Source organism: Geodermatophilus sp. SYSU D00697, assembly GCF_054050175.1.
This window is the reverse complement of record NZ_JBJGYV010000031.1, coordinates 42,340-53,072: the sequence shown is the minus strand read 5'-3', so window position 1 is coordinate 53,072 and position 10,733 is coordinate 42,340. Positions and strand designations below refer to the sequence as shown.

Below are 10,733 nucleotides of genomic sequence, written 5' to 3'. Positions count from 1 at the left end.
AGCACCGCCCCCCCCACCGCCGCCCCCCCCCCCCCCCCCGCCCCCCCCCCCGCCCCCCCCCCCCCCCCCCCCCCCCCCCCCCCCCCCCCCGGGTCGCGCTCGGCCAGCCGTCCGGCGAGCTCGCTCTTGAGCGCGATGAGCGACAGGCTGTGGCCGAGCAGGTCGTGCAGGTCGCGGGCGAAGCGCAGCCGCTCCTCGGCGACCGCCGCGCGGGCCTGCTCCTCCCGGGCCTCCACGAGTTCGGCGTTGACCGAGACGAGGTAGCGCGTGCCGCGCAGCGCGAAGCCGGTGAGCACGCAGATCACCGGGAGGATGAACAGCTCCGGGAACATGCCGTGCGCCGCGATCACCGAGGCGCAGACCGCCGCCGCTCCCCCGACGGCCGGCCAGACCCAGCGCTCGGGCAGGCCGCCCGACGACGCCGCCGCGACGTAGATCATCAGGCCCGCCCACGACGGCCCGAGCCAGAGCGACAGCGTCACCCCGAGGACGGCGACGACGAGCAGGGAACGCCAGGGCCAGGCGCTCCCGCGGCGGCCGAACAGCCGGCTGAAGACGACCAGGTAGGCCGCGGTGAAGACCAGCAGCCCGGCCAGGGCCACCACCCGGACGAGGGCCGGCCGCGGCGCGGAGAACAGGTCGGCCAGCGGGAAGACCTGGAACAGCAGCCAGGGCACGGCCCAGCCGAGCCGCTGCCAGGGGGTGCGCGGGTCCACGGCGCGGAACGCTAACCCGCTCAGCCGGCGACGGCGTGCAGCGGGCGACGCCGTGCCACCGCCGTCGCCAGGACCGCGAAGGCCGCGGCGAACCCGGCCACGGCCAGGGCAGTGAGCGGCGCCGGTGCCCCGCCGGTGACGACGTCCCGGCCCAGCTCGGCGTACCAGTACGAGGGCAGCGTGTGCGCCAGCGCCCGCAGCGCCTCCGGGAAGACCTGCACCGGCACCCAGAGCCCGCCCAGTGCGGCCAGGACGACGCCCAGGATGCCCACCGCGCCGCCCGCGGCCTTCTCGTCGAGGGAGAAGCCGACCAGCAGGCCCAGCGCGACGAACGCCCCGGACCCGAGCCAGAGCACCGCCACGAGGGCGACCCAGGTCCCCAGCCCGAGCTGCACGCCGTTGACCAGCCGTCCGACCAGGGCGACGACGAGCAGGCTCGGCAGGGTCAGCAGCATGCCGACGAGCACGTCGACGGCGACGACCGAGGAGGTCGGCACGGGGGTGATCCGCAGCTGCCGCAGCCACCCCGAGGCCCGGTCGAAGGACACCCGGATGGTCGCGCCGAGGGCCGCGCCGAGGGCGCCGTAGGCCATCATCGAGACCATCGAGGCGGTGGCGTACTCCTGGTACTGCGCCCCGCTGCCCGCCTGGGCCCCGAAGACCTTCGTGAAGAAGACCGTGAACAGCGCCGGCAGCAGCACGGTGAAGAACAGGAACTGCCGGTTGCGCCCCACGCGGCGCAGCTGGAAGGCGAACAGCGTGCTCATCGGTCGGCTCCGATCGGGGTCGAGGTGCGGTGGGCGGTGAGGGACAGGACGGCCTCCACGAGGCTGGCGCCGCGCACCTGCAGGTCCGGCAGCCGCCCGCCGCCGGTCAGCAGCGCGCGGAGGGTGGCCTCGACGTCGTCGGTCGCGAGGCTGACCCGCTCGCCCTGCCACTCGACGGCGGTCACGCCGGGCAGCCCGTCGAGGTCGGCGTCCGGGCCGGCGGCGAAGCTCACCGTGCGGCCGGAGATGCCCGCCTTGACCTGCGCCGCGGTGCCGTCGGCGACGATCCGCCCGCCGGCGACCACGACCACGCGGTCGGCGACGGCGTCGGCCTCGTCGAGGTGGTGGGTGGCGAACACGACGGTGGTGCCGCGGTCGGCCAGCTCGCCCATCGTCGCCCAGAAGGCCCGGCGACCCTCGACGTCCATGGCCGAGGTCGGCTCGTCGAGCAGCAGCAGCGGTGGCTCGCCGGCCAGGGCGAGCGCGAGCAGGACCCGCTGGCGCTGCCCGCCGGAGAGCGCGTCGACCGGGCGGGTCAGCAGGCCCTCGATGCCCGCGGTCGCCGCGAGGTCCTCCAGCGGCCAGGAGCGCGGGTAGCTGCGCCGGACGAGGTCCACCACCTCGCCCACCCGGCTCTCCCCCGGCAGTCCGCCGTGCTGGAGCATCGCGCCGATGCACCCGGCCCGGACCGCCGCCGCCGGCGCGCGGCCGAGCACCCGGACGGTCCCGGACGAGGGCACCAGCCCGAGGACGGCGTTGACGATCGTGGACTTGCCCGCGCCGTTCGGGCCGAGCAGCGCGACGGTCTCCCCGGCGCGCAACTGCAGGTCGAAGCCGTCGACGGCGACGGCGTCGCCGTAACGAACGGTCAGGTCCTGGACGTCGAGGGCGGTCTCCCGGAGCACGCGCCCAGCCTGCGGTCACCGCCGCGAGGCCAGTAGTGCGGGACGTCGGGAGTCCGGTCTGACATCCGTCAGGTGGCGCCCCCGGGAACGGCTGTCGTCGGGGCCGCCTCTCGAGTCGGGGATGGGCGTGGTCGGGACGGTCAGCGACCGGACGTCCTACGCTTCCTGGTCCCCCCGGGAAGGAGACAGCGAGTGGCCTACGACGCTGGGCTCGCAGAGCGCGTGCGCCGTGCTCTCGCTGGTCAGGAGGACGTGCGTGAGGTGAGGATGTTCGGCGGCCTCGCGTTCATGGTCGGGGGACGGATGGTGGCCTGCGTCTCCGGCGGCGGTGGCGCCCTGCTCGTGCGCGTGTCCCGCGGTCGCGACGCCGAGTACCTGGAGGTGGTGGGGGCCCGCCGGGCGGAGATGGGCAAGGGCCGGTCGATGGGCGAGGGGTGGATCACCGTCGACGGGGACGCGCTCATGGCCGACGCAGACCTGCACTTCTGGACCGACGCCGTCCTGGAGTACAACGCCGAGGAGACAGCGGAGCGTCGACCGGACGGACCGAGCGACCGGCCGAACCGCCCCGTGGACTAACGCCCCTGTGCGCAGGCCACGCAGGACGTGGCGAACGGCCGCAGCTCGAGGCGCTCCTCCGGGATCTCCGCGCCGCAGTGGACGCACCGGCCGTACGTGCCGCCGGTGATGCGCGCCAGCGCGGCGTCGATGTCTTGGATCGTGCGCTGCAGGCTGGCCGCGCGGGTGACGGCGACCTCGTCGGGCAGCGACTGCACGGTGTCGGCGAGGGCGATCTCCCGCTCCCGCACGCACTCGGCGCGCTGCCCCTCCAGCCGGGACCGGACGTGGTCCCACCGGGCGTCGCCTGCGGCATCGGAACGGCTCGCGGTGCTGCTGGTGGCCACGACCGACCCCCTTCCCTGCCCTGCCCCCGTGCCTGGGAGGCGGACGATAGCCCGCAAGGCGGGGTTGCGGAACGGGTCCGTCGGCCGTCCGCGCCGAGGACGGGACCTAGTCGGTCAGGTCCCGGACGACGGCGTCGGCGAGCAGCCGCCCCTTGTCGGTCAGGACGGCGCGGCCGGCCTCGTGTGCCGCGGGCTCCAGCAGGCCGCGGACGACCGCGTCCGCGGCGCGGGCCCGGCCCACGGGCGACAGCGCGGTCAGCGGCAGGCCCTCCCGCAACCGCAGCCCGAGCATGACCGTCTCCAGCGCGCGGTCGGCGTCGTCGAGCAGCTCGGAGTCCTGGGCGGGGCTCTCCCCGCGCAGCAACCGGCCGGCGTGGGCCGCCGGGTGCTTGACGTTCCACCAGCGCAGCCCGCCCACGTGGCTGTGCGCGCCCGGCCCGACGCCCCACCAGTTCGCGTTCGCCCAGTACAGCTCGTTGTGCCGGCACCGGGCGGCGTCGCCACGGGCCCAGTTGGAGACCTCGTACCAGTCGAAGCCCGCGGCCCGCAGCGTCGCGTCGGCCTGCTCGTAGCGGTCGGCGAGGACGTCGTCGTCGGGCAGGGGCAGCTCGCCGCGGCGGATCCGGCGGGCCAGCCGGGTGCCCTCCTCGACGATCAGCGCGTAGGCGCTGACGTGGTCGACCGGCGCGGCGAGGACGGCGTCCAGGGACGCGGCCCAGTCGGCGTCGGTCTCCCCCGGCGTGCCGTAGATCAGGTCGAGGTTGACGTGCTCGAAGCCGGCCGCCCGCGCCTCCCGGGCCGCCTCGACCGCGCGGCCGGGCGTGTGCCGGCGGTCGAGCACCGCCAGCACGTGCTCGGCCGCGGACTGCATGCCCAGGCTGACCCTGGTGAAGCCCGCCTCGCGCAGCCGCGCCAGGCTCGCGGGCGTCACCGTCTCCGGGTTGGCCTCGGTGGTGACCTCCACGTCCTCGGCAACCGGGAACAGCTCCCGGACGGCGGCCATCACCGCGGCCAGGTCGTCGGCGGGCAGCAGCGTGGGCGTGCCGCCGCCGACGAACACGGTGGAGACCGTCGGGAGGTCAGGTCCGAGGACCTCGGCCGCCTGGCGCAGCTCGGCGATCGCGGTGCCGGCGTACTCGGCGCGGCTCGCGCCGGGGCCGAGCTCCTCGGCGGTGTAGGTGTTGAAGTCGCAGTAGCCGCAGCGGGTCGCGCAGAACGGTACGTGGACGTACAGCCCGAACGGCGTGCGGGCCAGCCCCTCGCGGGCGCTGTCGGGCAGCCGCCACGGGGCCGGCGGGGTCGGCAGCAGGGGCAGGGCGGCGTTCATCTGTCCCCAGTGTGCCGCGCCGGCGGCCGGGGGCGGTGGGGTGCGCGGCGTGACCTCCGACCCGTGGTCCCCGGTGACCGCGGCCGACCTGTCCTCAGAGGACGTAGGTCGCGATCATCTGGCCGAGCGTGCGGATGTCGGCGTTGCCCTTGAACTCCAGGCGGACCTTGCCCAGGCCGCTGAACCACAGGTCCAGTTCGGCGTCGAGGTCGAAGGTGCCGGCGGTCTCGATGGAGAAGGCCTGGACCTTGTTGTAGGGCAGTGAGGTGAAGTCGCGCTTCCTCCCGGTCATCCCCTGGACGTTCACCGCGATCAGTCGCTTGTCGGTGAAGACGACGAAGTCGCGCACGGCCTTGAAGCACGCGACGACCTGCTCACCCCGGATCAGCAGGGGTGCGACTTCCGGGCCGAGGTCCTGGGGGTTTGCGGGGCTGAGCTTGAAGACGGAACCGTTCTGGAAGTCGATCACCGCGTCACCCTACGTCCCGACTTCATCGCGGTCCGTCGCCACACGGGGGGCCACCACCTGTCTGGCCCAACGTCGTGCTCTGCGTGCGCACGGCATGCCGAGCACGAGCACTCCGGGACCTGCCTGCCGGCACCAGGGGCCGCGCGACGTCGTGCTCTGCGTGCGTGCGGCATGCAGAGCACGAGCACTCCGGGACTCCCTGCCGACACCCCGGCGGCCGCGCCGTCGTGCTCTGCGTGCGTGCGGCATGCAGAGCACGAGCACTCCGGGACCTGCTTGCCGGCACCCCGACGGCCGCGCCGCCGGGACGGTCCGCGGCGCCCTTGCCGAGGACCCGCCGGCCCTGCAGGCTGCGGCCATGACCGTCCCGGACGACCGCGAGGAGTACCGCCGGCTGCCGGAGCCGGTGCGGCTGGAGGACCTGGTGGAGAGCGTCGACACCTCCCCCGTCCCCGCCCCGGACGCCAGTGACGAGCGGGAGGTGTTCCTGCGCGAGGCCGGTGGCTGAACCCCCTCGCCTAGCGCAGCCGGCGGGTGTTGTCGGGCAGCCGCTCGGTCACCCCCCGCGCGTCCAGCCACTCCATGAGCGGGACGGCGACCCGGCGAGTGGTCCCCCACGCCGACCGCGCCTGGCTCAGGGTGAACGGCGCCGGGACCCCGGCGAGCCGGTCGCGCGCCGCCTGCTCGACGCCGGGGGCGAGGTGGACCCCGTCGGCGATCTTGACCAGCTGCCCGTCGCGCACCGCTGCCGCCAGCTCCCGCGGCCCCAGACCCGCCGTGGCGAGGTCCCCGGCCTCGGGCGCGGCGAACGGGTCGGCGGCCAGCCGCGCCCGGACGGCGTCCACGGCCTGCTGCACCTGCGGCGGCAGCCCGGCGGCCGCGACCGCCACCCGTCCCTCCCGCAGCGCCAGCGGCGGGCGCACCACCGCGCGGACCAGGTCGTCGTCGGGCAGGCCGAGGTCGCGGCGGACGACACCCACCGGGGGCCCGGCCTCCAGCGGGTGCTGCTGCCGATACCGCCCCACCAGCGCCGGCAGCGCCGCCGCCAGGTCGTCACGCAGCCCGGGTGCCAGCAGCCACGGCCCCACCTGCGTGGCACCCTCGGGCACCGGCCACCCCATCGCGGTGAAGTCCGCCGTCCGGACGACGCGGCGGCGGCTCAGGTCGGCCGCGGCACCGGCGGCGCCCGACGGCTGCCCGGCCAGCTCGGCGGCGCGTGCGCGGGCGGCTCCTCGGCGGCGCAGCTCGGGCGGGTCGACGTCCCGGACATCGGCGCCGAGGACCCACCGGGCGCCCGGGTCCCGGAGCAACAGCCGGTCGCCGACCCGCAGCGGCAGCGGGGTGGCCAGCCGCAGCCGGACCGCGGTGCCGTCCAGGGGCCGCAGCCGGGCGCCCACCGCGGCCGACCCGACGTGCACGACCGCCTCGGCCGGCAGCCGTTCCGGAGCGACGGCGAGGGTCACGTCGACGTCCCGGGTGGAGCGGAACGCGCCCCGGGTGAGCAGCGCGTCCCCGCGGGCCAGCTCCTCGACCGCGATGCCGCGCAGGTTGAGCGCCACCCGGGCCGTCGCCGTGGCCCGCTCCACCGGCTCGCCGAGCGACTGCACCCCGCGCACGCCGACCTCCCGGTCGCCGAGCTGCAGGCGGTCGCCTGCGGCCACGCTCCCGGCCGCGAGGGTGCCGGTGACCACCGTGCCCGCACCCCGGATCGGGAAGGCCCGGTCGATCCACAGCCGCACCGGCGCCGTCCGGTCGGGGGTGGGCAGCGCGGCGAGCAGGGTCTCCAGCGCGGCGGCGACGTCGGGGACGCCGGCGCCGGTGACCGCGCTCACCGCGACGCCGGGCACCTCCCCCATCGACGTCCGGGCCAGCCGTTCGCGCGCGTCGGCCAGCACCGGGACGGGGTCGGCGAGGTCGGCCTTGGTGACCGCCAGCAGCGCGTGCCGCACCCCGAGCGCGTCGAGGACGGCGACGTGCTCGGCGGTCTGGGCCGACCAGCCGTCGTCGGCGGCGACCACCACGAGCGCCGCGGGCACCGAGCCGACGCCGGCCAGCATGTTGCCGACGAACCGCTCGTGCCCCGGGACGTCGACGACCGCGAGCCGGCGCCCCGACGGCAACGTCGTCCAGGCGAACCCGAGGTCGATGGTCAGGCCGCGGCGGCGCTCCTCCTCCCAGCGGTCGGGCTCCATCCCGGTGAGCGCGCGGACCAGCGTCGACTTGCCGTGGTCGACGTGCCCCGCGGTGGCGATCACGTCCATGCCGGTCACCGACACCGCGCCGCCACCTCCAGCACCGCGCCGGCCAGGGCCTCGTCGGCCGACGGCGGCAGGCTGCGCAGGTCGAGCAGCATGCGGTCCTCGGCGACATGGCCGACGACCGGCGGCGTGGCCGCGCGCAGCGGGTCGGCGAACGCCGCGGGCAGCGCCACCGCGACGCTGGGCAGCGGGTGCTCCGGCGCCCCGCCCCCGCCGACCCGCGCCTCGGAGTCGACCGCCACCGCGTCGAGGCCGGCGGCGGCGAACCGGGCGACCAGGGCCTCGGCCCGGCGGCGCAGGCCGGCGACGTCGGCGGCCAGCATCTGCTGCACCGGCGGGAGCGGGCCGCGCAGCGTGGCCTCCAGGGCGGCCAGCGTCGTCTTGTCCACCCGCAGCGCCCGGTAGAGCGGGTGCCGGCGCAGCCGCTTCACCAGGTCGGCGCGACCCAGCACCAGCCCGGCCTGCGGACCGCCCAGCAGCTTGTCCCCGCTGGCCAGCACCAGGTCGGCGCCGTCGGCGAGGGTGGTCTGCAGGTCCGGCTCGTCGGGCAGGGTGGGGTGCGGCCGGAGCAGGCCCGAGCCGACGTCGGCCACCAGCGGCACCCCGCTGGAGCCGAGCCCGGCGGCGAGCTCGGCCACCGACACCGACCGGGTGAAACCGCGGACGACGAAGTTGGACGGGTGCACCTTGAGCACCGCGCCGGTCTCCTCGTGGAGGGCGTCGCGGTAGTCGTCGAGGGTCACCCGGTTCGTCGTCCCGACCTCGCGCAGCCGTGCGCCGGTCGCGGCCAGCAGCTCGGGGATGCGGAACCCGTCCCCGATCTCGACCAGCTCCCCGCGGGCGATGACGAGGTCACCGCCGAGGGCGGTGGCGACGAGGGCCAGCGCCGCGGCGCAGTTGTTGACCACCAGCGCCGCCTCGGCGGCCGGCACCGCGGCCAGGAGCGCGGCGAGCGCCGCCTCCCCGCGCGGCCCGCGCCGGCCGGTGGTCAGGTCCAGCTCGACGTCGGTGGTACCGCTGGCGGCGGCGATCGCCTCGACCGCGGCGGTCGACAGGGGCGAGCGGCCGAGGTTGGTGTGCACCAGCACGCCGGTCGCGTTGAGCACCGGCCGCAGGCTGCTGGCCGTCGTCGGCAGCCCGGCCAGGACGGCGGGGACGGCGTCGTCGGGGGCCACCACACCCTCGCGGACGCGCTGCTGCACCTGCTGGACGGCGGCCTTGACCAGCTCCCGGCCCAGCCGCTCGGCGGCGGCGGCCAGCTGGGGGTCGGCGAGCAGGGTGTCGGTGCGCGGCACCTGCCGCCGGGGGTCGGCGTTCATCGACTGCGGAGCGTAGGCGTCGGGCGGGCCGGTCGACGGGACGGTGCGGACGGATGGCGGAGGCGGACGGGAATCGAACCCGCCTGACCGAGCTGCTCGGCCACGTCGGCTTTAGAGGCCGCGGGGGCCACCAGGCGCCCTGACGCCTCCACCGGACACCCTACGTGCCCGCCGCCCGGACCACCGCCGGGAACTGTCGGTACCTGCTGCCAGCATCTGTGGCGTGAAGCGCACCGAGGTCCGCCCCGCCGCCACGCTGCCGCCGGTCACCCTCACGCCCGAGGAGGCCGCCGCCGTCGCGGTCGCCCTCGCCGCCCAGCCCGACGGCCCGTACGCCGATGCCGGGCGCGGCGCGCTGGAGAAGGTCCTCGGTGCCCTCGAGCCCGACGCCCGTCGCCGCGCCCAGCTGCTGGCCACCAGCCTCTGGGTCAGCGCGGAGGCCGGCCGCTCCGCCGAGCTCCGGTCGGTCGTCGAGCAAGCCGTGGCGCAGCGCCGCGTCCTGGTGCTGCGCTACCGGGACGGGAAGGGGGCGGCATCCCGCCGCACGGTGGAGCCTCAGCTGCTGGCCCGGACCAGCGACCACTGGTTCCTGGTGGCCTGGTGCCGGGATCGGCAGGCGCCCCGCTGGTTCCGGGAGGACCGCATCGAGGCGGCCGAGCTGACGACCGAGATCGCGCAGCGCCGCGACCCGGCCCTCTTCGGCGCCCCCTCCAGCACGCACCCGGCGGGCCGAGCGCTGGGCACGGCCCCGACGGGCGCACCGCCCCGGCTGGTCGTCCTGCCCGGGGGGCGGGCCTAGATTCGGGGCGTGACCACCGCTCCCGCCCGGATCCGGCTCACCCAGTACGCCCACGGCGGAGGCTGCGCCTGCAAGATCCCGCCCGGCGAGCTCGAGGCCGTCGTCGCGGGCCTCACCGCGGCCGGCCCGACCGACCCGCCCGCGGAACTGGTCGTCGGTCTCGACGACGGGGACGACGCGGCCGTGGTCCGCATCGCCGGAGGTCAGGGGCTGGTCCTCACCACCGACTTCTTCACCCCCGTCGTGGACGACGCGCACACCTTCGGCCGGATCGCCGCGGCCAACGCGCTCTCCGACGTCTACGCGATGGGCGGCACCCCCGTCGTCGCGGTCAACCTGCTCGGCTGGCCGCGGGACGTGCTGCCCGCCGAGCTCGCCGCGGAGGTGCTGCGCGGCGGGCTGGAGATCGCCCAGGAGGCCGGCTGCCACGTCGGCGGCGGGCACTCCATCGACGACCCGGAGCCCAAGTACGGCATGGCGGTCACCGGCGTGGTCGACGTCGACCGGGTCATCACCAACGCCGCGGCGGTCGCCGGCACGCCGCTGTCGCTGACCAAGCCGCTCGGCGTCGGGGTGCTCAACAGCCGGATGAAGGCCACCGGGGAGGTGTCGGAGGAGGCGGTCGCCTCGATGACGACCCTCAACCGCGACGCCGGCCGGGCCGCGGTGGCGGCGGGCATCCGCGCGGGCACCGACGTCACCGGGTTCGGCCTGCTCGGCCACCTGTACAAGATGGCCCGGGCCAGCGGCGTGACCGCCGTGGTCGAGGCCGCCGCGGTCCCGTACCTGCTGGGCGCGCGCGAGGCGCTGGCCGACGGCCACGTGTCGGGCGGTACCCGCCGCAACCTCGACTGGGTGCGCCCGCACGCCGACCTGTCGGCGGTCTCCGAGGACGAGGCGCTGCTCCTGGCCGACGCGCAGACCTCCGGCGGGCTGCTGCTGGCCGGCGAGGTGCCCGGCGCCCCGGTGATCGGCGAGTTCGTGCCGCGCACGGAGCACGTCGTCGTCGTCCGCTGACAGCCACGGGAGCATCGCAGCGAGCGCCGGCGAGCGATCAGATGGCCGCGCTGCAGGGGCCCGGCGCGAGCCTGTGAGGGTTGGGGGGCAGCGGGGTCCTCCAGCGGGGCGCGGAAGCGAACCAGGGCGGTCGTGCGATGACATCGTCGTCCTCCCGGACGACACCGCGGCCACGTGCCGTCCCCCAGCTGCGCTGAGCCCCACCGTCGCTCCTCGCGGGACCCTCCGGGCCCCACTCGTCACGACACCGG

At 76.4% G+C, this 10,733-nt stretch carries 12 protein-coding genes and 1 tRNA gene; 4 read left to right on the top strand and 9 right to left on the bottom strand.

All coding sequences use genetic code 11. The features are described from left to right. The 3 genes from ACI79C_RS20960 to ACI79C_RS20950 form a co-directional block, all read right to left on the bottom strand. Positions 1-716 (bottom strand): histidine kinase (locus ACI79C_RS20960; RefSeq protein WP_456947621.1); only part of this gene is annotated, 716 nt, incomplete at its 3' end. A 20-nt stretch (positions 717-736) separates the two neighbouring features. After that, on the bottom strand, positions 737-1,483 hold the full coding sequence (locus tag ACI79C_RS20955) for an ABC transporter permease (protein WP_456947620.1): 747 nt from the start codon (positions 1,481-1,483) through the stop codon (positions 737-739). After that, a complete protein-coding gene (locus ACI79C_RS20950; RefSeq protein WP_456947619.1) occupies positions 1,480-2,388 on the bottom strand; it encodes an ABC transporter ATP-binding protein in 909 nt (302 codons plus the stop codon). Before ACI79C_RS20950 ends, ACI79C_RS20955 begins: the two co-directional genes overlap by 4 nt. Positions 2,389-2,460: 72 nt before the next feature. On the opposite strand from ACI79C_RS20950, the gene ACI79C_RS20945 reads away from it, so the two are divergent. Continuing rightward, entirely contained in the window at positions 2,461-2,967 is a 507-nt protein-coding gene (locus ACI79C_RS20945) for a TfoX/Sxy family protein (RefSeq protein ID WP_456947618.1), read from the top strand. Here the strand turns inward: ACI79C_RS20945 and ACI79C_RS20940 are convergent. The 3 genes from ACI79C_RS20940 to ACI79C_RS20930 form a co-directional block, all read right to left on the bottom strand. Continuing rightward, positions 2,964-3,293 (bottom strand): TraR/DksA family transcriptional regulator, encoded by a 330-nt coding sequence (locus ACI79C_RS20940; protein WP_456947617.1) that lies wholly within the window; start codon positions 3,291-3,293, stop codon positions 2,964-2,966. The genes ACI79C_RS20945 and ACI79C_RS20940 overlap by 4 nt on opposite strands. Before the next feature lie 106 nt (positions 3,294-3,399). Next, positions 3,400-4,620 carry a radical SAM family heme chaperone HemW gene (hemW, locus tag ACI79C_RS20935; RefSeq protein WP_456947616.1) on the bottom strand — a complete coding sequence of 407 codons (1,221 nt, stop codon included), beginning with the start codon at positions 4,618-4,620 and terminating at the stop codon, positions 3,400-3,402. Between the two features lie 94 nt (positions 4,621-4,714). Further along, a complete protein-coding gene (locus ACI79C_RS20930) occupies positions 4,715-5,089 on the bottom strand; it encodes a PH domain-containing protein (protein ID WP_456947615.1) in 375 nt (124 codons plus the stop codon). A 358-nt stretch (positions 5,090-5,447) separates the two neighbouring features. On the opposite strand from ACI79C_RS20930, the gene ACI79C_RS20925 reads away from it, so the two are divergent. Further along, complete coding sequence (locus tag ACI79C_RS20925; protein WP_456947614.1) at positions 5,448-5,597, top strand: hypothetical protein; 150 nt, start codon at positions 5,448-5,450, stop codon at positions 5,595-5,597. Between the two features lie 10 nt (positions 5,598-5,607). Here the strand turns inward: ACI79C_RS20925 and selB are convergent, their stop codons facing one another. From selB to ACI79C_RS20910, 3 genes are all read right to left on the bottom strand, one after another. After that, positions 5,608-7,350: a selenocysteine-specific translation elongation factor gene (gene selB, locus ACI79C_RS20920; protein WP_456947622.1), complete on the bottom strand. Its 1,743-nt coding sequence runs from the start codon at positions 7,348-7,350 to the stop codon at positions 5,608-5,610. Between the two features lie 5 nt (positions 7,351-7,355). Beyond that, the gene (gene selA, locus ACI79C_RS20915) at positions 7,356-8,666 is read right to left on the bottom strand and encodes an L-seryl-tRNA(Sec) selenium transferase (protein ID WP_456947613.1); all 1,311 of its coding nucleotides are present in this window, start codon (positions 8,664-8,666) and stop codon (positions 7,356-7,358) included. A 54-nt stretch (positions 8,667-8,720) separates the two neighbouring features. Next, positions 8,721-8,816: transfer RNA gene (locus ACI79C_RS20910), tRNA-OTHER, on the bottom strand. A gap of 73 nt (positions 8,817-8,889) precedes the next feature. On the opposite strand from ACI79C_RS20910, the gene ACI79C_RS20905 reads away from it, so the two are divergent. Then, positions 8,890-9,465, top strand: a complete 576-nt coding sequence (locus ACI79C_RS20905) for a helix-turn-helix transcriptional regulator (protein WP_456947612.1) — start codon at positions 8,890-8,892, stop codon at positions 9,463-9,465. Between the two features lie 9 nt (positions 9,466-9,474). Continuing rightward, positions 9,475-10,482, top strand: coding sequence for a selenide, water dikinase SelD (gene selD, locus ACI79C_RS20900; protein ID WP_456947611.1), 1,008 nt, complete (start codon positions 9,475-9,477; stop codon positions 10,480-10,482). Positions 10,483-10,733 lie beyond the last annotated feature (251 nt).